At 71.5% G+C, this 19,323-nt stretch carries 18 protein-coding genes; 4 read left to right on the top strand and 14 right to left on the bottom strand.

Translation table 11 applies throughout. From position 1 onward, the window contains the following. Positions 1-53: 53 nt before the first annotated feature. The 5 genes from FGF04_RS10175 to FGF04_RS10155 form a co-directional block, all read right to left on the bottom strand. A complete protein-coding gene (locus FGF04_RS10175; RefSeq protein ID WP_149510939.1) occupies positions 54-1,064 on the bottom strand; it encodes an Lrp/AsnC family transcriptional regulator in 1,011 nt (336 codons plus the stop codon). A gap of 178 nt (positions 1,065-1,242) precedes the next feature. Then, a complete protein-coding gene (locus FGF04_RS10170) occupies positions 1,243-2,262 on the bottom strand; it encodes a nitrilase-related carbon-nitrogen hydrolase (protein ID WP_149510938.1) in 1,020 nt (339 codons plus the stop codon). 91 nt (positions 2,263-2,353) lie between these two features. Next, positions 2,354-3,223 (bottom strand): bile acid:sodium symporter family protein, encoded by an 870-nt coding sequence (locus tag FGF04_RS10165; RefSeq protein WP_235882272.1) that lies wholly within the window; start codon positions 3,221-3,223, stop codon positions 2,354-2,356. Between the two features lie 304 nt (positions 3,224-3,527). Further along, positions 3,528-5,447: a molecular chaperone HtpG gene (gene htpG, locus FGF04_RS10160; protein ID WP_149510936.1), complete on the bottom strand. Its 1,920-nt coding sequence runs from the start codon at positions 5,445-5,447 to the stop codon at positions 3,528-3,530. A gap of 134 nt (positions 5,448-5,581) precedes the next feature. Then, entirely contained in the window at positions 5,582-6,241 is a 660-nt protein-coding gene (locus FGF04_RS10155; protein ID WP_149510935.1) for a type III effector protein, read from the bottom strand. Between the two features lie 143 nt (positions 6,242-6,384). Here FGF04_RS10155 and FGF04_RS10150 point away from each other — a divergent pair, with 143 nt between their 5' ends. Continuing rightward, the gene (locus FGF04_RS10150) at positions 6,385-6,771 is read left to right on the top strand and encodes an STAS domain-containing protein (protein WP_235882269.1); all 387 of its coding nucleotides are present in this window, start codon (positions 6,385-6,387) and stop codon (positions 6,769-6,771) included. A gap of 40 nt (positions 6,772-6,811) precedes the next feature. On the opposite strand, the gene FGF04_RS10145 is transcribed toward FGF04_RS10150, so the two are convergent. Together FGF04_RS10145 and FGF04_RS10140 are read right to left on the bottom strand one after the other, a co-directional pair. Continuing rightward, positions 6,812-7,903, bottom strand: a complete 1,092-nt coding sequence (locus tag FGF04_RS10145) for a hypothetical protein (RefSeq protein ID WP_149510934.1) — start codon at positions 7,901-7,903, stop codon at positions 6,812-6,814. Between the two features lie 103 nt (positions 7,904-8,006). Continuing rightward, the gene (locus tag FGF04_RS10140) at positions 8,007-8,687 is read right to left on the bottom strand and encodes an alpha/beta fold hydrolase (RefSeq protein ID WP_149510933.1); all 681 of its coding nucleotides are present in this window, start codon (positions 8,685-8,687) and stop codon (positions 8,007-8,009) included. 155 nt (positions 8,688-8,842) lie between these two features. On the opposite strand from FGF04_RS10140, the gene FGF04_RS10135 reads away from it, so the two are divergent. Further along, positions 8,843-9,805, top strand: a complete 963-nt coding sequence (locus FGF04_RS10135) for a helix-turn-helix transcriptional regulator (RefSeq protein WP_149510932.1) — start codon at positions 8,843-8,845, stop codon at positions 9,803-9,805. Between the two features lie 67 nt (positions 9,806-9,872). On the opposite strand, the gene FGF04_RS10130 is transcribed toward FGF04_RS10135, so the two are convergent. Both FGF04_RS10130 and FGF04_RS10125 read right to left on the bottom strand, forming a co-directional pair. Continuing rightward, the gene (locus FGF04_RS10130) at positions 9,873-10,316 is read right to left on the bottom strand and encodes a peptidase inhibitor family I36 protein (RefSeq protein WP_149510931.1); all 444 of its coding nucleotides are present in this window, start codon (positions 10,314-10,316) and stop codon (positions 9,873-9,875) included. 66 nt (positions 10,317-10,382) lie between these two features. Continuing rightward, positions 10,383-11,312 (bottom strand): hypothetical protein, encoded by a 930-nt coding sequence (locus tag FGF04_RS10125; RefSeq protein WP_188114026.1) that lies wholly within the window; start codon positions 11,310-11,312, stop codon positions 10,383-10,385. A gap of 230 nt (positions 11,313-11,542) precedes the next feature. Here FGF04_RS10125 and FGF04_RS10120 point away from each other — a divergent pair, with 230 nt between their 5' ends. Continuing rightward, complete coding sequence (locus FGF04_RS10120; RefSeq protein ID WP_149510930.1) at positions 11,543-12,943, top strand: lanthionine synthetase LanC family protein; 1,401 nt, start codon at positions 11,543-11,545, stop codon at positions 12,941-12,943. A gap of 25 nt (positions 12,944-12,968) precedes the next feature. Here the strand turns inward: FGF04_RS10120 and FGF04_RS10115 are convergent, their stop codons facing one another. Further along, positions 12,969-13,562 carry a TetR/AcrR family transcriptional regulator gene (locus FGF04_RS10115; RefSeq protein WP_149510929.1) on the bottom strand — a complete coding sequence of 198 codons (594 nt, stop codon included), beginning with the start codon at positions 13,560-13,562 and terminating at the stop codon, positions 12,969-12,971. Positions 13,563-14,272: 710 nt separating this feature from the next. Between FGF04_RS10115 and FGF04_RS10110 the strand changes: the two genes are divergently transcribed. After that, complete coding sequence (locus FGF04_RS10110) at positions 14,273-15,424, top strand: DNA topoisomerase subunit B (RefSeq protein WP_149510928.1); 1,152 nt, start codon at positions 14,273-14,275, stop codon at positions 15,422-15,424. Between the two features lie 43 nt (positions 15,425-15,467). On the opposite strand, the gene FGF04_RS10105 is transcribed toward FGF04_RS10110, so the two are convergent. The 4 genes from FGF04_RS10105 to FGF04_RS40635 all read right to left on the bottom strand — a co-directional run. Then, positions 15,468-16,547, bottom strand: a complete 1,080-nt coding sequence (locus FGF04_RS10105; RefSeq protein ID WP_149510927.1) for a lytic polysaccharide monooxygenase auxiliary activity family 9 protein — start codon at positions 16,545-16,547, stop codon at positions 15,468-15,470. Between the two features lie 170 nt (positions 16,548-16,717). Then, positions 16,718-17,842 carry a GH12 family glycosyl hydrolase domain-containing protein gene (locus FGF04_RS10100; protein ID WP_149510926.1) on the bottom strand — a complete coding sequence of 375 codons (1,125 nt, stop codon included), beginning with the start codon at positions 17,840-17,842 and terminating at the stop codon, positions 16,718-16,720. A 227-nt stretch (positions 17,843-18,069) separates the two neighbouring features. After that, a complete protein-coding gene (locus tag FGF04_RS10095) occupies positions 18,070-19,092 on the bottom strand; it encodes a LacI family DNA-binding transcriptional regulator (protein WP_149510925.1) in 1,023 nt (340 codons plus the stop codon). Positions 19,093-19,143: 51 nt separating this feature from the next. Then, positions 19,144-19,323, bottom strand: a 180-nt coding sequence (locus FGF04_RS40635) for a hypothetical protein (RefSeq protein ID WP_223146365.1), incomplete at its 5' end; no start/stop codon positions are given.

Below are 19,323 nucleotides of genomic sequence, written 5' to 3'. Positions count from 1 at the left end.
GGAGTGGGGTGTGGGGGAGGTCGCGGGTGCGCGGCCGGCGGGCGGGTGTGCGCTCAGGCGGCGGGGCGGACCATGCGGTGCCAGGAGTACTTCATGGTGACGAGGTGCAGGGTCACGTCGGAGGCGATCAGCCCGGGCAGTGCCCCGATGACCTCGCTGCTGTAGCGGAAGAGGTCGGTGCGGCGGGGCAGCACCATGTGCCCCACGAGGTTGAAGCGGCCGGTCGCCGCGCCCAGGAACTTGGTCCCGGGATGCCCGGCGAGCTGCCGTCCGGCGGCGTCGAGCCGGTCGGGCTCGATCGACAGCCACAGCATGAACTCGGCGTCGTACCCGAGCAGCGCCGGTTCTACGAGCGTGCGGAACTGCAGGACACCGCGGGCGATGAGCCGCTCCATGGCCCGCGCGACGCTGGACTCGGTGTGGCCGAGGCCGCGGGCCAGGGTGCTGACCGGGGTGCGGCCGTCCTCCTTGAGCGCCGCGACGACCGCCTGCTCCAGGGCGGTGAGCGCTCGTGGCGTCCCGTCCCACTCCGCACGGTCGCCGGAGGGATCCGGCGGTGCGGGCCGCAGGTCGGCCGCCGCCTCGGCGGGCAGCAGACCGGTGTCCCACCTCGACGCCGAGGTGAACGCGCGGATGACGGGCACCGCCTCGGTGCTGGTGATGAGGTCGGCCGCCGGCAGGTCGGTGAAGAGGATCCGCATCATCTCCTCGTTGTCGCGGGCGACGAAGTCCACGACGATGTCGGCGGCACCGGTGACGACGGCCACGAACCGCACGTCCGCACTGGCGGTGAGCCGGTCCGCGACGTCCAGACCGCGGCCGGGCCTGGCCTGTACCCGGACGAGCATGGAGGATCCCTCCCGCGTCCGGTCCAGCTCCAGGGTGCCGACGACCCGCAGCAGCCCTCGCTCGCGCAGGGACCGGTAGCGCCGCTGGGCGGTCGTCTCGCTGGCGCCCACCCAGCGCGCCACCGCGCTCCACGGGGCACGGCCGTTGAGCTGGAGGGCGGCGATGACGCGCCGGTCCAGTTCGTCGACGGTGGCCGCGGGGGCTCGGTGGTCCATGACGCCGACGCTAATGAGCGCCCCGGCCCCCGTCAATGAAGGAATCCTGCATCGCCGCAGGTCAGGATCGTGTCATCCGGCGGTCCCGGAGTTACGGGGCCGTAAAGGACCCAGTTGGGGCCCGTGTCCGCGGCTGGCTGGAACGTGACGGATTACGCCATCGGGTGTCCGAAAAAGTTCACCGGGAGTCCGTCCGGGCGGGCCGCACGGCGTCGACGGCAGTGCCTGCGGTGCCCGCGGTGACGTTGGTGACGGCGGTCCGGGGGGTCTCGTCGACCCGGAGGGCGAAGACGTCCGGGCGGGCGTAGTGACCGGTGGGGTCGAAGTCGAAGCGGGCCCGGGCGAGGTCGTCCAGGTCGAGCCGCGCGCTCAGGATGCCCTCGCCGTCCCGCAGCGGACCGGCGAGGACGTCGCCGAGCGGGGAGACGATGACCGAGCCCCCGCCGATGAGCACGGTGTCCGGGGCGTCGCCCTGGACGGGGCGCACGTCGGCGGGCAGGCCGTCGCGCCGCAGGTACGGGGCCGCGCCGAGCACGAAGCAGCGGCCCTCCAGCGCCACGTGGCGCATGGTGGCCTGCCAGGCGTCACGGTCGTCGACGGTCGGGGCGCACCACAGGTCCACGCCCTTGGCGTACATCGCCGTGCGGAACAGCGGCATGTAGTTCTCCCAGCAGATCGCCGTGCCGAGACGGGCCGAGCCGGTGTCGACCACCGGGAGGGTGGAGCCGTCGCCCTGGCCCCAGAGGTAGCGCTCGGCGGCGGTCGGCATCAGCTTGCGGTGCAGCCCCAGGAACCCCTCGGGGCCGAGAAGGAGCGCCACGCAGTAGAGGGTGCCGCCGCTGCGCTCGACCGCGCCGACGACGGCGTGGCAGCCCAGCTCCCGGGTGAGCGCGGCCAGGGCGTCCACCTCGGGACCGGGCACCTCCACGGCGGCCGCGTGGTAGCGGCGGAACAGCTCACGGCCCTCCGGGGTCCGGCTGCCGACGGTGATGCCGAAGTCCAGGCCCTTGGGGTAGCCCCCGAGGAACGCCTCGGGCAGGACGACCACCTCGGCCCCGTGCTCGGCCACCGCCTGCCGGATCAGCTCCTCGGCACGGGCCACGGCGGCGGCCGTGTCGAACAGCGGGGCCGCGGCCTGCACGACGGCGGCGGTGAGGGTACGGGGCCCCGCGCCGGGCGGGGGAGTCGAGGTGGTCATGGGAGGAGGCTAGGGCGTTTCCTCCGGATCGGACCGGACCGGGTCCGCGGCGCCCCGTACCCCGGCGGTACGGTCGTCGGCGCTACGGCCGTCAGCGGTCCCGGCGCGACAGCCAGGCGGCGGCGAGCGCGCCCGAGATGTTGTGCCAGACGGAGAAGACCGCCGCGGGCAGCGCGGCCAGCGGGCTGAAGTGGGCGGTGGCCAGCGAGGCGGCGAGCCCCGAGTTCTGCATGCCGACCTCGAAGGCCATGGCGCGGCTCGCCGGCTCGCCCAGCCCGGTGAGGCGGCCCGCCCCGTACCCCAGGGCCAGACCGAGGCCGTTGTGCAGCACGACGGCCACGAACACCAGCAGCGCGGCCGACTTGATGGCGTCGGCGCTGCCCGCCACGACGACGGTCACGATCACGCCGATGGTCACGGCGGACAGCCAGGGCAGCACCGGCAGGGCCCGCTGCACGTAGCGGCCCGCGAGGAGGCGCACGCCGAGCCCCGCGAGGACCGGCAGCAGCACGGTCTTGAGGATGTCCGTGACCATGGAACCGGTGTCGACGGGCAGGTACTCGCCCGCCAGCAGCAGCGTCAGCGGCGGGGTGACCAGCGGGGCCACGAGCGTGGAGACGGTGGCCACGGAGACGGACAGGGCGACGTCGCCGCGCGCCAGGTAGGTCACCACGTTGGAGGCGGTGCCGCTGGGCGCACAGCCGACGAGGATGACGCCCGCCGCGAGCTGCGGAGGGAGCTGCAGCAGATGGGCGATGGCCCAGCCCAGACCCGGCATGATCACGTAGTGCGCGCCCAGCCCGAGGGCCACCGCCCAGGGCCGTGCGGCGACACCGCGGAAGTCCTGCGGGGTCATCGTGATGCCCATGCAGAACATCACCACCCCCAGCAGGTACGGCACCGACTCGCCCCAGCCGGTGAAGCCTCCGGGGAACAGCAGTCCCACGGCTCCCGCGGCCAGGACGAGAACGGGGAAGACGGTGACGGCGCGACGTGCGGAGCGGTCACCGGCGGCGGCGCCGACGGCGCCCTCGGCGTGGCCGTGCGGTTCGAGCTGCTCGGGTCGTTCGGGTCGTTCTGTACTCACCGTGCGAGACAACGCCTGGTCAGGGGCTGACGCAAGCGCGTCTCGCGATGTGATCACGGCTCGGGACGGTCCGCGCGTCCGGACACGGGAACCGCTTCCCGGCGGCGGGAGCCGCTCTCCGCGGACGGGGAGCGGAGCACAGCCCGGCGCCGCCGCGGCGCCGGGCTGTCCCCATGGGTTACAGGCTGCGGGTCAGCCGGTCGGTGAGCAGCCGGGTGAAGCGGGCCGGGTCGGGCAGGTCGCCGCCTTCGGCGAGCAGCGCGCTGCCATAGACGATCTCGGCGACCTCCGCCAGCGCGGGATCATCGGCGTTGGCCTGATGCGCCGTGCGCAGGGCGGTGACCAGCGGGTGCCCGGGGTTGAGCTCCAGGATCCGCTTGACGGCGGGCAGTTGCTGCCCCATCGCGCGGTACATCTTCTCCAGGGTCGGGGTCATGTCGTGGGTGTCCCCGACGATGCAGGCCGCCGAGGTGGTCAGCCGCGACGACAGGCGGACCTCCTTGACGTGCTCGGACAAGGTGGTGGTCAGCCAGGGCAGCAGGGCCGCGTACTCCTCGTCGCGCCGGGCCTGTTCGGCGGACCGGTCGCCCTCGGCCGGCTCGTCCAGGTCCACCTGGCCCTTGGCGATGGAACGCAGCGGGTGCCCGTCGAAGGCCGGCACCCGGTCCGCCCAGACCTCGTCGACGGGGTCGGTGAGGATCAGGACCTCGTAGCCCTTGGCGGCGAGAGCCTCCATGTGGGGGGAGTTCTCCACCGTCGCGCGGGTCTCACCGGTCAGGTAGTAGATCGCCTCCTGGCCGTCCTTCATGCGTCCGACGTACTCGCGCAGCGTGGTGGTCTTCTCCGGGTCGTGGGTGGAGGCGGCCGACACCAGCTCCAGCAGCGCCTCGGTGTTGTCCGTGTCCTCGATCAGGCCTTCCTTCAGCACCCGCCCGAACTGCGCCCAGAACTTCGTGTAGCGCTCGGCGTCGTTCGCCTGCATGTTCTTGATCGCGCCGAGGACCTTCTTGACCAGGCGCCGGCGTACGCCGCGGATCTGGCGGTCGTGCTGCAGGATCTCGCGGGAGATGTTCAGCGACAGGTCGTGGGCGTCGACCACGCCCTTCACGAAGCGCAGGTAGTTCGGCATCAGCGCTTCGCAGTCGTCCATGATGAACACGCGCTTGACGTACAGCTGCACGCCGCGCTTGGTGTCCTGGGAGAACAGGTCGAACGGCGCCTGGGAGGGGAGGAACAGCAGCGCCTCGTACTCGAAGGTCCCCTCGGCGCGCATGTGGATGGTCTCGGCCGGGTCGAGCCAGTCGTGGCTGATCTGCTTGTAGAACTCGTTGTACTCGTCCTGCGTCACCTCGGCGCGCGGCCGGGCCCACAGCGCCTTCATCGAGTTGAGGGTGTCGGCGCCGGCCTCGGCGGATCCGTCCTCGCCGGTGCGCTCGCCGGCCATCCGGATCGGCCAGCGGATGAAGTCGGAGTACTGCTTGACGATCTGGCGGATCTTCGACTCGGACAGGTAGTCCGCCAGGTCGTCCTCGCTGTCGGCGGGCTTGAGGTGCAGGGTGACGGCGGTGCCCACGGGCAGACCGTCGACCGTCTGGACGGTGTAGGAGCCCTCGCCGTCGGACTCCCACTGGGTGCCGGTGTCTGTGTCGGTGCCGGCCCGCCGGGTGCGCACGGTGACCTTGTCGGCGACCATGAACGCGGAGTAGAAGCCGACGCCGAACTGCCCGATCAGGCTCTCGGCGGTGGCGGCGTCCTTGGACTGCCTGATCTTCTCCATCAGGCCGGCGGTGCCGGACTTGGCGATCGTGCCGATCAGCTCCACGAGATCGTCACGGCTCATGCCGATCCCGTTGTCGCGGACGGTCAGGGTGCGGGCGTCCTTGTCGGTCTCCAGAGAAATGTGCAGATCGGCGGTGTCGACCTCGGTGAGACCTGGGTCGGTCAGCGACTCCAGCCGCAACTTGTCCAGTGCGTCGGAGGCGTTCGAGATCAGCTCGCGCAGGAAGATGTCCTTGTTCGAGTAGATCGAGTGGATCACCAGTCGGAGCAACTGGCGGGTCTCGGCCTGGAATTCCAGCGTCTCGACACTGCTGCCCATGGGGGACCTTTCAACGGGACGTCATGAACGGATGGGAATCGGGCCGGGACGGAGCGCGGTCCGTCGTCGGCGTGTTTCGTCGGCGTGTTTCGGGGGCGTGTTTCGAGGTTGGCCGGGCCGACGTGTGACGGGGCTCAGGCATCGTCGGTCACGCTCGCCGTGAGCCGGTCGGTGAGGGCGTCCAGGCGTTCGGCCAGGTCGGTGTGGCGGCCGTCGAGGTACGGGCGCATGCCCGCGAGGGGAGCGATGAGCTCGGCGGCGTCGGCGGAGCCGAGGGCGGTGTCCAGGGCGGTCCGGGCCGAGTGCGCCTCGGGCGGGAGCCGGGTGAGCCCGGTGATCTGTCCGGCGAGGCGACGCAGGTCGGCGGCGTGGGTACGGGCCCAGGTGGTGGTGGAGCGCTCGGCGGCCCGGGCCTGGCGGGTGGCGGTCACGCGCTGTTCGCGGGTGGTCCCGGCGGGGCCCGGGCGGCTGCGCAGGTACCGGCGCTCGGCCGCCTGGCGGCTGGCGACGCCCAGGGGATGGGCGAGGTCGGCCCAGCTGGCGCCCGCGTCGCGGGCGGTCTCGATCAGACCGGTCTCCCAGCCCGCGAGCTGCTCCCGCACCTGCCGCAGCAGCATCAGGGAAGCCAGCGCCTGTTCGGGCTCCGGACCGGGGGCGTCGGGTGTGTCCGGAGCGTCCCGCTGGGCGTCGCGCAGGGCGTCGTCGATGGCGTGAAGGGCCGCTGCAGCGGCGAGGAACGAGGCCGGGCTGTGGGCATTCGTGCTGGACGTGGGCGGTTGGCCGACTGCGGTCACAGGCACCTCCCTCAGGGTGTCATCGCTTCAATGACATCATGCTTGTCATCGAAATGATGACATAGGGGCGGGGCTGGTGTCTGCGGGCCCGCCCGGCGCGTATTCGTTCAAATGATCGGCGGATTCCGGGGAACCCCGGAGGCATGGAGCCATACCTCGGGCCGTACAGCCCCGTCGAGCTGTTGTCCGAACGAGCCGGCCTTTTCGTCGTGCGCCTGCGGGGAGACGTGCGGGGGGCCGAGGACACGGAGACGGTGGGACTGGCTCTCGCGTCCGCCGGGCGCTCGGGCAAACAGGTCGTCGTCGATCTGTCGGCGGTGGGCTTCATGACCACGCAGCTGCTGTACGAGTTCCTCAAGACGGGCTGGACCACCGACCAGAGGCCGTGGCTCGCGGGCCCGCTCAGTACGCACGCCGAGCGCATCCTGCACACCACCGGGACCACCGAGGCGTTCCGGATCTTCCCGAGCCTGACGGACGCGGTCGCAGCCGCGCCCGCGGGACACGACCTCGCACCCAGCCGGACCTAGGGCGCTGCCCTCCCCGGTCCCCGCCCCATCCGCCGGGGGTTCATCCGACCGGGACGCGGGAGGATCCCCGGGCCCCTTCCGTACGGGCGTCGAGCCGCTCGCGCAGGCACGCGAGCAGGACGCCCGTCGGCGCCAGCGCGAAGGGCAGCAGGACGAGCGCCACCGCGACCGGGGTGATGAGGACGAAGACGCCGGTGACCCACACGTTGTCCTCCGTCGTGGCCAGCACGAGCAGCCCCACCCAGTGCGCCACGTACGTCCCGAGCCACCTGAAGACCGTAAAGGCGGCGGCGACCGCGACCGTGCCCAGCAGGAAGATCCCGGTCGTGTGCGGACGTGCCGTACGGGTCAGCGTCCAGGAACGGCGCATCGCCGCCGTCGCCGAGCAGTCGTCCGCCACGCGTACGGCGGTGGCCGGCGAGAGACGGGCCAGGAGGACGAGCCCGAGCGCCCAGATCACGACAGGCAGGATCCGGCCCACCAGGACGAACTGCACGGTCGCCGGGTCGTGGTACGTGGGCCACACGACCCCGGGCACCATGTCCGACTCGATGGCGACCAGGACGGACAGGCCCGCCAGCCCCGGGGCGAGCACGCATCCCAGGGTCAGCAGCTGTACGCGCAGGGCGGCGCCGAAGTGTGGCCGGGAGCGGCGCGCCAGGGAGCGGAGGGTGAGCCCTCCGGGGACCGGCACCGGGAGCGAGGCCGGGGCCGGGGTTGGGAGCGGGACCGTACCCGCCGTCGTGCGTTCCTGCGCGTGCGCGACGGTGACGGCCTGGGCAGTGAGCAGCCAGGCGAGCGAGACCATCGCGACGAGAAGCAGCAGCGGGAACACGCAGAACGCCACTGTGACGAGACCGTCCCACTGGTCGGCGTACGCGACGTAGGAGTCCTCGTTCGCGAGGGAGAGCTCGGCGGCTCGTCGGGCCTCCAGGAAGAGTCCCCATGACGCGGCGAACGCGCCCGCCACGATGCCCCCACCGACGAGCAGCGCCGCCGCGGCGGTGAGGGCGGCGGACCCCAGCACGGGGCGCCGGCCGCGGCCGGCGATCCGCAGGGCCTCGGCCACGAGCGAGACAGCGGCGGCCCATGGCCCCTTCACGAGGACGGTGCCGTCCGGATGATCCTTCATGGTGGTCCCGACGCCCGTACCCACCCGTCCAGTTCCGTTCTCTGTCCTCCGTCCTCGGACCGCGACCGGACCGAGGACTCCGTCGATCTGCGGGCCTGTGGGCTTATCCGGCGGCCTCGGCCAGGATCCGGGCCAGCTCGACGGGCCGGGAGATCATGGGCCAGTGACCGGAGTCGATGTCGGCGAAGTCGACGTGCTTGGCTTGGGCGAGCTCCGGGACGTCGCCGGCGTCGATCCACTCCCGCGCCTGCGCGGGCGTGAACTCGGGACACACGAGCACGGTCGGGACGCCGAACCGTCGTTCGTCCGTCAGCCGTACCGTCGCCTTGGCCACGCCTTCGGGCACCGGGACGGCGGCGGCCGCCACCTCCCGCCTGGCCGCGTCGTCGAGGTCGGCGGCGTCCGGACCCTCGAACGGGCCCCAGCCCGGGAAGGGCACGACACCGTCCCGTACCGCGAAGAAGTCGGCGTACGGCTGACCGTCGACGGTCGGGACACCGCCGATGAGGGCGACCTTGGCGAGCCGCTCCGGCCGCCGGTCGGCGGCCAGCCAGGCCAGCGTGCAGGCGGCGGAGTGCCCCACCACCATGGGCTTTCCGGACGCCGCGTCCACCGCGGCGAGCACGGTCGCCAACTGGTCGTCGAGGGTGGCGGAGACGGAGCCGTCCCCCTGGCCCGGGAGCGTGAGCGGTACGGCGCGGTGGCCGAGCGGCTCCAGTGCGGACGCGACGCGGTCCCACACGGATGCGTTCAGCCACAGGCCGCCGATGAGCAGAATGTCCATGATCAGTTCCCCTTCTCCGGCTGCGGAAATGCCACCGTAGGAGGAGATCCGGACAATCCACTGCCGGTTCATCCGGCGATGCGGAGCCCGGAAGCCGAAGGCCCGAGCGGCCACCGCCGCCCCGCCGCCCGGTGGGGCGGACTAGCCTGCTCTGCGTGCCGAACGATCTCAGTCCCACCGCGCGTGCGCTGCGCACCCTGGAGATCCTCCAGACCCGCCCCGGTACGACGGCCGGTGAACTCGCCGTGCGCCTGGGCGTCACGGAACGGGCCGCGCGCCGGTACGTCGAGATCCTCCGGGAAGCGGGCATCCCCGTGGATGCGGCCCGGGGGCCGCACGGCGGATACCGGCTGGGGCGCGGGACGAGGCTGCCTCCCGTGCACTTCACGCAGCCCGAGGCCCTCGGCCTGGTCATGGCGGTGCTCAGCAGCCAGCCGGCCGCGGCCGACCCCGACGACCTGGTCGGCACCGCCCTGGGCAAGGTCGTCAGGGCGCTCCCGGAGGGGATCGGACAGCAGGCGGCGCTGCTGCGGGAGTACGCGTCGGCCGCGGCGGACCCGTACTCGGCCCGCCCCGATCCGGTCGTGACCGGTGAACTCGTGCACGCCGTCGCGGCCCGGCGCGGCGTGCTGATCACGTACGGCAGCGAGGCCGGCAACGAGTGGGAGGCGGAGGTGGACCCCTGGTCCGTCGTCGTGCGCCACGGGCGCTGGTACCTGCTGTGCCGCTCCCATCGCGCGGACGCGGTCCGTACCTACCGGGTCGACCGGATCCGCGCGGCCCGGACGACCGGGCACGGATTCGAACCGCCCGAGGACCTCGACCCGGTGGCCGTGCTGGAGGAGAACCTGGGCCTGGGATGGAAGTTCACCACCCGCGTGGTGTTCGACGCCCCCCTGGCCGAGGTGGCCCCGTGGATCCGGCCGCCCATGGGGCGCCTCGAACCCTCGGGTGACGGGTGCGTGCTGGTCGGCAGCACCCGCAACCCGGGGATGTACGCGCAGGACTGGCTCGCGGGGATACCGTTCGCCTTCCGGGTCGAGGGCGGGGAGGAACTGCGTGCCGCGGTCGCGGAGCTGGCGGCACGCTTCACCGCCGCGGTGTCGGACCGGACCTGACCTCGCGGTGACGCGGTGAGAGGACCAGGACCGGGCGTCCTCGGATGCGGGGAGCGCTGTCGGCGGGTCAGGKGAGGGKGGCGCCGCAGCCGCCGTTCACCCACCTGTGCGACCTGATGTTGTTGTCCACCGTCGCGCCGTTGGTGAACGAGTTGTCCGACAGGTCGTCGGCGTACAGCTCGCCCGGGTAGAGGCAGGTCTCGCCCCCGGCGTAGTTCTCCAGGTAGTAGAACTCGACGATGGCCAGGTTGCCGGTGAAGCCGCGGTTCATCACGGACGAGGCCCTGTCGTTGGCACCGCCCCAGTTGGTGCTGACCCCCGGTGTGCTGATCAGCAGGGTGCCCGAGCAGTCGTAGCCGTCCCAGGCGTACATGTTGCCGTTGCGTGCGCCCCACTTGCTGTCGCAGACGGGGCCGGAGACGCCGCTCTCCGCCGCCTGGGCCGTGCCGGGTACGGAGACGCCCAGGGCGGTGAGCCCGAGGATCGCTGCCGTGACGGTGAATCTGCGCATGGTGTTTCCCTCGTTCCTTCGGTCGTGTCGTGATCGGGTGCGTTGTCGTGGTCGGACGTGTGGCGGTCAGCTCCGCTCCGGGACGATGTGCACGGCCCGGTCGTAGGCCCGCTGTCCCAGGCGCCGGTAGGTGTCGAGGTCCTCGCCGAACCGGTCGCGCAGACGGTCCTGGTAGTACGTCTCGCGGGCCGTGGCCACGGCCCGCAGGGAGCTCCGCCGGGCGCAGACCGCGTCCGCGACCGCCGTCTCGCGTTCGGCGGCGAACGCCTCGTCGGAGCCGGCGCCGCCCGGCAGCCCGGTGCCGGTCCGTACGGCGTCCCGGGCCGCCGCCGGGTCCGCGTAAGGCTGCTGCGCGGCGCGCATGCAGCGGGCCCAGGCCCGTATCGCCGCCTTGAGCCGGGGGTCCTTCATGAGCCGTTCCCCGTAGAGGGACGTGAGGTTCGTGGCGGTCTTGCTCGCACGGAACCATGCGGCCGGATCGCCGTAGAGGGTGCGCTCGGCCTCCTCGGAGCAGCCGCCGATGCGTTTGCGCATCGTCCCGCCGCCCGGCAGGGCCGCCGTGAGGAGGCGGGCGCTGTCGCCGCCGTCGAGCGCGGCGTCGAACGCGGCACGGCGGGCGGGGGAGAGGCCCTGCCGGTAGGTGCCGTTGGGGTTGCGCTCCCGTACCCGTGCGCTCTCGGCCTCGATCCGGCTTCCGTACCCGTACGTCCGGGCCCAGGCCACGTCGTCCTGGACGTACCGCACCGGTCTGCTCTCCCGGAGCGTCAGGCCGAGGTCCTCCCAGTAGGTGAAACCGTGGCGCCGCATGCACTGCCTGGTCAGGCGCTGCTGCGCGTCGGCGACGCGCAGTTCCTGCTGCCAGGTAAGCGCCTCGGGGCGGGCGGCCGCGTCCCGCGGGGCCGGGTCGGCCCGGTGGTCCGCCCGGTCCGCCCGGTCGGCGCAGCCGGTGACGAGGACCGCCACCAGCGCACCCACGGTCAGGAGCACACGTCTCATCGACCCACATCACCCTTCGGCCCCGGCCGGGCACACGGTCCCTCGTGACCGCTGCGGCTCTCCGTGCGGTATCGGTCCCGGCCTGTCGGTGTCAGTCTCGGCCCGCCGGTGACGGTGCCTCAAGAAGGTTCGGCTCCGCTCGAAAGACGCTGACCGGCGGCCGTGTTGGGGCGTCGACGGAGCCCGGTCCCCTCCTGGGAGGAACCGGCGGATCATGCAAGAGTGTGTCCATGGCGGCACCGGCAGGCACGACCGAAGAGGCCAACGAAGTCAACGAGGTCAACGAAGTCGACGAGATCAACGAGGCCGAGGCCCTCGCGGTGGACGGGCTGCGCCGGCTGGCGGCGGTGGCGCGGGAGACCGCTGGCGGAGGCCTCGCCTGGACGGCCAGGCCTTCCGAAGACGAACCCGATTCGACGCTCTACAGCGGCACGGCCGGGGTCGTCCCCACCCTCCTGGAGGCATGGCGGCACTTCGGCGACGACTCCTACGCCGACACCGCCCTGCGCGCGGCCCGCAGCCTCGCGGAGTCCCTCGACGGCACGGACGACGACTCCCTCTACTTCGGCCGCACCGGAACGGCCGTGGTCCTGCGGGCCCTTCACGACGAACTCGGTGACGAGGCCGCCGGCGCCGCCGCTGACCGCGCGCTGGACATCGTGCGCGCACGCTTCGACGGGACGCGCTGGGGCGAGCTGTTCGAGCTGATGGGCGGCAACGCGGGCATCGGCCTCGGCGCGCTCGTGGCGGGCGACGCCGAACTGGCCGTCCTCGCCGTGGAGCCGTACCTGCGCACGGCGGAACAGACCCCGGCGGGCGTCCAGTGGGCGCACCGCCCGGGGATCGACGCCCGGCTGCACCACATCTCCCACGGCACGCTCGGCATCGTCCTGGCGCTCACCCGGGTCGGCCGGGCCACCGGCCGTGCGGACCTGGTCGAGCTGGCACTGGCCGGGGCCGCGGACGTCGTGGCGCGCAACGAAGCGGGCGCGGAGGGCTTCTTGGTGAAGCACTCCACCCCGCAGTTCCTTCCCGACCTGATCGATCCCCTCAGCTACGGCTGGTGCCACGGCCCGGCCGGCGACGCCCAGGTCTTCCGCCTGCTGCGGGACGTCACGGGCGACCCCCGCTGGCCCGTCCTCGCCGACCGCTGCTGGCACACCGTCACCCACTGCGGGCTGCCCGAACGGCTGCGCCCCGGCTTCTGGGACAACAACGGCCGCTGCTGCGGCACCGCGGGCGTCCTCGCCCTGGCCTGCGACCGGATCGCCGAACAGGCGGAACAGGCGGAACAGGCGGAACAGGCCGAGCAAGCGGAACAAGCCGAGCAAGCGGAACAAGCCGAACAACAGGACCCGTACGACTTCGCCCGCGTCCTCGTCGCGGACTTGAGCGCCCGAGCGATCCGGGACACCGACGGCGCCCGCTGGTCCAACGTCGAGCACCGGGCCACGCCCAGCGACCTCGAACCCCGCGCCGGCTGGGCGATGGGCAACGCGGGCATCGTCCGCGAACTCCTGCGCTACGTAAGGCTCAACCGCGGAGACGACCCCCGGTACGCGTTCACCTGGCCGGACCACCCCGCGGTACCGGTCCGGACCACGCCCCGCCACTGCACACGTCCGACATGACCCTACGGCTCAGATGCTCTACGGCTCAGATGTGGAGCAACTGCCGAGTCACGGTCATGGCGGTGTCGATCGGTGCGAGGTCGCGGTGGATCTTGGCCATGACGCTCGCGCCGAGCCACATGTCGTACAGGGCCTGTGCGGTGCCCCGGGGGTCGCCCTCCACGGCGACGGATCCGTCCGCGAGGCCTTCGGCGATCGTGCGCTCCAGGCGGTCGACGATCGCGCCCGTCCCGTCCTTCATGGCCAGCCGCATCGACTCCGACAGGTCGGCGACCTCGGCGCCGAGCTTCACGGCGAGGCACTTGCCCTGGCAGTCGTCGAGACTCTGGGTCTCGCGCCACTGCTGCCAGTAGTCCGTCAGCCGCTCGGCCGCGGACTTGCCCTGCTGCGCGAGAGTGCGGTCCATGTCGGCCACGTACCCGTCGAAGTAGCTCTTCAGCAGCGCCTCACCGAAGGCGTCCTTGGAGGCGAAGTAGTGGTAGAAGGACCCTTTCGGCACGCCTGCCTCGACGAGCACCTCATTGATGCCGACCGCGGAGTACCCCTTGTGAGCCATGATCCGCTGAGCGACGTCAAGGATCGCTCGGCGGGTATCGGTACCGCGCGTGGTGACAGGCATAAGCCAAACGTAACATCATAATAGACCAGTCGCCTATAAAGCCCCCAAGGCACTGCCGCCCGATCACCGGGCAGCACGCGACCGTGCCCTGTGCTGGGTGCTGGGGGCGCCGTAGTGTCACCGCCTCGTCGTGGGTCGGCTCACCCCGTTGTGTAAGCCCATGAGCGGAAACCCTGCTCAGCGAGGAGGTGCATTCGGCGCTTGGAACGAGAACAGAAAGTAGATCACCAAGGGCATGAGGGCGAGGAGAACGATCGCGGCAAGGATCTTCGCCCATCCTGCTGTCCTACCTCGGATTTCAGGCGACATGACCACTCCAGACGGCACGGCCGGGCTTGGACGGTTGACGACGTCGTGCAGAGGGTCATTCTCCCCGGTGGACAGGGGAAGCCGCGGTCGGTCTCTTCCCCCGATCCCGATCCCGATCCACGCCGAAGCCGAACGGTTCATCCGGCACATCCACGGCCGCGTCGGGCGAGGTGGAAATTTCTTACAAATCGTGGCCTCGGAGCCGCCGAAAACAGCGCTGTGGACGGTCCCCGGAGCGTCGCGGAGGCGTTGTCGCGCCGACGTGCACTCCTCCCGCAGGCCGCTCCCGATCGCCCTTCAGGAGCCCGTTCGCGGCCTCGTCGCATAAGCTCTGACCTGGTGTTTCGTCAGGAATCTTCTAGGTTGGAAGAGCTCTGTCGGACACTCTCGGAGGCGGCATCATGAGCGAGGAATCCCCTGCGTACGACGCCAGTACGATCGTACTTCTGGGGGGACTGGAGGCCGTTCGGAAGCGGCCTGGAATGTACATCGGATCGGTCGGTCAACGCGGCCTTCACCACCTGGTACTTGAGGCCGCCGAGCGGGCGCTGAACCAGATCCTCGCCGGCGCCGCAAGCCGTGTCGAGATCATCCTTACCGCCGAGGGAGATGTGCGTGTCGCCGACGACGGTACGGGCCGCGCGGTCGGGCACGGCGGCCACGGCGATGGCGCCTCTCTGGAGACCCAATTGACCGAGTTCTGGTGCGGGGCGCAGCCCGCCGACCGGCGCGTGCTGTTCGGCGGCCCCTTCGGCACAGGACTGGTCGTCGTCAACGCCTTGTCGAGCCGTCTGACGGCTGAGGTACGGCACGACGGCGCCCTCTGGGTGCTGGAGTACGAGCAGGGCGTGCCTGTCGAGACGCCCGCCCACGCCGGGCCGGCCGACGGCAGCGGAACCACGATCACCTTCCGGCCCGACGCCGACATCTTCAGAACGCTGGAGTTCTCGTTCGACGCGCTGGCCGAGCGCTTCAGGGAAATGGCCTTCCTCAACCGTGAGTTGGACATCACCTTGACCGACGACCGCGATCCCGCGACGCCCCGAGCGGTTCACTTCCACTTCCCGGGTGGCCCGAGGGACCACATCGCACGCCTGGGTGCCCCGCTCCATGCGGACGTGATCGGCTTCGAGCGCGAGTACTCCGAGATGGGGGGAACCGTAGAGGTGGCCCTGCGCTGGTGCGACTGCCGCGACGAACGCATCGCGAGCTATGCCAACAGCCTGCCGACCACCGGCGGTGGCACGCACGAACTCGGCTTCCGGGACGGCCTGTCGGCCGCCCTCACCGCCTACGCCCGGGAGCAGCAGCTGCTCGGGCCGTCCGACCCCGAGTTCACCCCCGCCCAGCTGGGCGCCGGCCTGACGGCGATCGTGTCGGTGAAGCTCGATCGGCCCGAGTACGAGGGGACGACCCGCGACCAATTGGGCAACGCACCTGTCCGTGCCTGCGTCACCGACGCCGTACAAGAGCATCTGACCGTCTGGCTGCGCGCCAATCCGGGGCAGGCGGCGGCCGTCCTCGCCCGGATCTCGACGACCGCCCGCGACTGACGGCGCGGTGGGCCGGGCGGTCGGTGACCGCCCGGCCTGTGTGTCACGGGTCCACGCAGCCGATGGTGCCGGCGGGGAGGTCGTTGCCCGTTGATGTGGCTGTGAAGCCCAGGGTGGTGCTGCCGTCTGGAGCCACGGTGCGGTTGTGGTCGGCGTTGCGGACCGTGACCGTACCGTCCGAGGCCGTGGTCAGCGAACCGTTCCACACGCTGTTGATCTTCGTGCCGGTGCCGGGCTTCCACCGGACCGCCCAGCCATCGAGGGGCTGCGTCCCGTGGTTCATGACCTCGACGGAGCCCTGGAAGCCGCCGTTCCAGGAGTTGACCACCTCGTAGACGGCCATGCAGGAACCGGTGTGGGTCGGGTCGGGGGCGGGAGTCGTCGGGTCCGGGGTCGGCGTGCTGCCGTCGCCCCGGATGCCGGTGACTTCGCCGTTGCCGCCGTCGAACACGACGTCGGAGCAGGAGAAGAAGTTCTCCTGACTGTCCGAACGCACCCACTGCATGAAGATCACCGCGTTGCCGGAACGTCCCGAGGGCAGCCTGAGGTCCCAGTAGTAGTGGCCGCCGTTGGTGCCGGCGGAGCCCTGCTGGGGCGGGTTGGTGACCGTTTGGATCAGCTCCAGATCGCCCCAGCCCAGCGGGGAGGTCGGCGAGTAGCCGGGCTTGGAGACGTAGACCCGGAAGTCACCCGGGTGTGCGGCCCAGTTGCTGTACTTGACCCGCATGGTGGCCCCGGACGTCAGATGCGTCCGCGGCCAGTCCGAACGGGCCGCGTTGTAGGCCGAGAAGTCGTACGGCGACCGGTCGCCGGCGCTGCACAGTTTGCCGTCCGGAACGTAACCGGCGCCGCGTCCGCCGGCGTTGGAGTCCAGCACGGCGAACCAGTTGTACAGCGCCGTGGAGCCGCTCTGGTTGAGGGCGGCGCGGCACGCCGGGTTGGTCGGGTCGAGGGCGCCGGTGCCGGTGATGGCGTCCAGCTGGCAGAGGTAGGTGCGCGAGCCCGGCGTCATGGCCACGCCGTGGGCCTCGGCCTCGTCCTGGCCGAGCAGGGTCAGGCCGAGGGCGCCCAGGAGGGTGGCCATCACCGCCCCGAGGGAGACGAGTCTCGTGCGGAATGACATGCGTAATGACATGGATGTCCCTGTCCTTGTCCTTGATGTCCTAGCTGTTCTTGCTGTCCTTGTCCTTGGTCGACGGATGACGACGGATGACGTGCGGGCCCGGTCCGTCCGGTCCGTCCGGTCCGGCCGGCCGGTCGATGACGGCCGGGGCTGCCGGGCGCCGCCGGGTGTCACGCGACGGCGCAGGCGGTGCCGTTCAGCGTGAACCCGGCCGGTTCCGCGAAGGCGCCGGTGTAGGTGCCCTGGAAGCCGAACGACTGGCTGCCCCCGGCGGCGATCCGCCTGGTGTGGGCGAGCGGACGCGCGGTCACGGCCCCCGAGTCCGGGGTGACGGTGGCGTTCCAGGCGCTGGTGATCCGCTGTCCGGAGGGCTGAGTGAAGCCCAGCTGCCAGTCGTCGACCGCGGCCGTGCCGTTGTTGCCGACGGTGACGTTCGCGGTGAAGCCGCCGGTCCAGACGTCGGCGGTGTAGGCCACCGTGCAGGCCGCCGGATCGGCGGGACCGCCCGGTGTGCCGCCGGTGGAGACGGTGGAGGAGAAGGAGTTCACCGCCAGTCCCGCGCCGCCCTGCCAGGGTTCGAAGCCGGCCTGGACGCTGGTGAGGTACCAGTCGGACCGGGCGAGCCAGCGGGCGACCGCTTGGTCGACGAAGTCCATGACGTCGAAGCTCCAGCTGCCGATCGCTGACGGGGCGACGAACGACAGCACGTCGTTGCCGCCGTTGCTGCCGCTCCACACCTCCCAGGTGCGGCCGCCCACGGAGGCCGTGCCGACCTGCGAACCGATGGGCTGGATCGGGCCCACCCGGTTGAACCAGATCATGATCTCGGTCTGGTTCACGCCGTCGGTGCGCGGCGTCGGGTCCAGCCAGATGTCGTACGAGGCGTTGTAGACGGCGTTGCCGACGTAGCCGTACGAGATGCTGCTGGGGGCGGCCGAGACGGTGTCGATCCTCGCCGGGAGGCCGGTTCCCGGCGAGCACCTGGTGTAGTGGCAGCCGTTGAAGAGCGAGGGGTACGACTTCGGTGCTCCGTTGGTCGGTACCGAGCCGTCGGCCTGGGTGATCCGGAAGCCGGAGTCGTTCGCGCTGATGCACTGGGTGGCGCTGGTGCCCCAGCGGTTGTTCTGGACGACGTAGCGGTTCTGGATCGTGGTCGCTCCGTACTGCTCGCAGATCGTGGTGTCCGCGTGGGCCGGTGCCGTCACGGACAGCAGCACCGCGAGGGAGGCGAGAGCCGTGAGGAGCGCTGCCAACAGGCGGTGCGGAGGGTGCGTCTGACGCGGTATCGGTCGCATGGGGGCCTCTCGGGGAGGTGCGAATGACCGGGCCTGAGGGAGCATGATCAGATCCATCGGCGGATGGGAGCGCTCCCAATTCGTTCGTGACACAGGACTGTAGGAGTCGTACATGTCCCTGACAACCCTGTGCGCATCAGGGGCTGGAAGCGATCCCGGAACCACCAGCTCAACCATGGTGATCCACAAGGCCGGAGGCGGACTGGGAGCGCTCCCGGGTGCTTCCGTCAGGTCGAAGCGCGCTCCACCAGCTCCGTACGCAGGATCACGTGCCGCCACGCACCGGAGGAGTCCCGCATCACGTCGAACAGCAGCTGGACCATGGCGCGGCCCATCTCCTCCAGGGGCTGGCGCACGGTCGTCAGCTGGGGCCGGGTGTGCTGGGCCAGCGGGAAGTCGTCGAAGCCGATCACGGCGACGTCCTCCGGCACCCGGCGCCCCGCCGCACGCAGCGCCTCCAGCGCGCCCGCGGCCATCGTGTCCGACGCGGCGAGCACGGCGTCCACCTCCGGCGCGCGGGCGATGAGTTCGGCGGTCGCGCGGCGTCCGCTCTCCTGCGTGAAGTCGCCCTCGACGATCCAGGACGGCCTGATCTCGAAGCCCGCGCGCTCAAGCCCCTCGCGGTAACCGCGCAACCTGCTCCGGGCGACATACATGTCGGGTGGCCCGGTGACGGTCCCGATGGCCGTGCGACCGGTACGCACCAGGTGCGCGACCGCGCCGCGGGCCCCGCCGACGTTGTCCGCGTCGACGTAGGTGACGGCTTCGTCGCCGGAGCGGCGCCCCAGCAGGACGGTGGGCAGCCCTGCCTCGGACAGCATGTCGGGCAAGGGGTCCTCGGCGTGGACGGACATCAGCAGGACGCCGTCGACGCGACCGCCGCGCGCGTACTCGACGAAGTGCCGCCGCTCGACGTCCGTACGGACCAGGGTGAGCAGGAGCTGCACGCCGGTGTCGGTCAACGCGTCGCCGACGGCGCCCACGACCGAGGAGAAGAAGGGCTCACCGAACTGCCGCCAGTCCGGTTCCGTCATGACCAGCGCCACGGCGTCGGCACGCCGTCCGGCCAGGGAACGGGCGGCGAGATTGGGTACGTACCCCAGTTCCGCGATGGCGCGTTCCACGGCCATGCGGGTCGAATGCCTGACTCCGGCCGCGTTGTTGATGACCCGGGAGACCGTCCCCCGCCCGACTCCGGCGAGTGCCGCGACTTCCTCCAGCGTCGGCGTGCCGGGACGCTGTCTGCCCATGTCGACCTCCCCCCACGAGATCACCCGATAGTACGGCCACAGCCGTGCCGATCAACGGGTCTCGACGGAGCGGACCGGCCCTGTTCCCTGCCTTGCGACGCACCGCACCGCACCGGACATCGTGCGCCGGGTCGCCACCGCCGGCTTCCTCGGCACGGCGCCTGCGACGGCGCCGGAAGCCGGGGCGACGAGGGTCGCCCCGCCCGCGGCGGGGCGCAGGCGGGGCTTCGG

It is taken from the genome of Streptomyces apricus (genome assembly GCF_008369065.1).
Classification (GTDB): Bacteria; Actinomycetota; Actinomycetes; order Streptomycetales; family Streptomycetaceae; genus Streptomyces; species Streptomyces apricus.
The sequence above is the reverse complement of the archived record's forward strand: the minus strand, read 5'-3'. Positions and strand labels throughout refer to the sequence as shown.

What these genes read in the sequence shown, in the direction of transcription:
- FGF04_RS10175 (WP_149510939.1), bottom strand. Translation starts at nt 1,064, where the DNA reads ATGGACCACCGAGCCCCCGCGGCCACCGTCGACGAACTGGACCGGCGC.
- FGF04_RS10170 (WP_149510938.1), bottom strand. Translation starts at nt 2,262, where the DNA reads ATGACCACCTCGACTCCCCCGCCCGGCGCGGGGCCCCGTACCCTCACC.
- htpG (WP_149510936.1), bottom strand. Translation starts at nt 5,447, where the DNA reads ATGGGCAGCAGTGTCGAGACGCTGGAATTCCAGGCCGAGACCCGCCAG.
- FGF04_RS10150 (WP_235882269.1), top strand. Translation starts at nt 6,385, where the DNA reads ATGGAGCCATACCTCGGGCCGTACAGCCCCGTCGAGCTGTTGTCCGAA.
- FGF04_RS10145 (WP_149510934.1), bottom strand. Translation starts at nt 7,903, where the DNA reads ATGAAGGATCATCCGGACGGCACCGTCCTCGTGAAGGGGCCATGGGCC.
- FGF04_RS10140 (WP_149510933.1), bottom strand. Translation starts at nt 8,687, where the DNA reads ATGGACATTCTGCTCATCGGCGGCCTGTGGCTGAACGCATCCGTGTGG.
- FGF04_RS10125 (WP_188114026.1), bottom strand. Translation starts at nt 11,312, where the DNA reads ATGAGACGTGTGCTCCTGACCGTGGGTGCGCTGGTGGCGGTCCTCGTC.
- FGF04_RS10120 (WP_149510930.1), top strand. Translation starts at nt 11,543, where the DNA reads ATGGCGGCACCGGCAGGCACGACCGAAGAGGCCAACGAAGTCAACGAG.
- FGF04_RS10115 (WP_149510929.1), bottom strand. Translation starts at nt 13,562, where the DNA reads ATGCCTGTCACCACGCGCGGTACCGATACCCGCCGAGCGATCCTTGAC.
- FGF04_RS10110 (WP_149510928.1), top strand. Translation starts at nt 14,273, where the DNA reads ATGAGCGAGGAATCCCCTGCGTACGACGCCAGTACGATCGTACTTCTG.
- FGF04_RS10105 (WP_149510927.1), bottom strand. Translation starts at nt 16,547, where the DNA reads ATGTCATTCCGCACGAGACTCGTCTCCCTCGGGGCGGTGATGGCCACC.
- FGF04_RS10100 (WP_149510926.1), bottom strand. Translation starts at nt 17,842, where the DNA reads ATGCGACCGATACCGCGTCAGACGCACCCTCCGCACCGCCTGTTGGCA.
- FGF04_RS10095 (WP_149510925.1), bottom strand. Translation starts at nt 19,092, where the DNA reads ATGGGCAGACAGCGTCCCGGCACGCCGACGCTGGAGGAAGTCGCGGCA.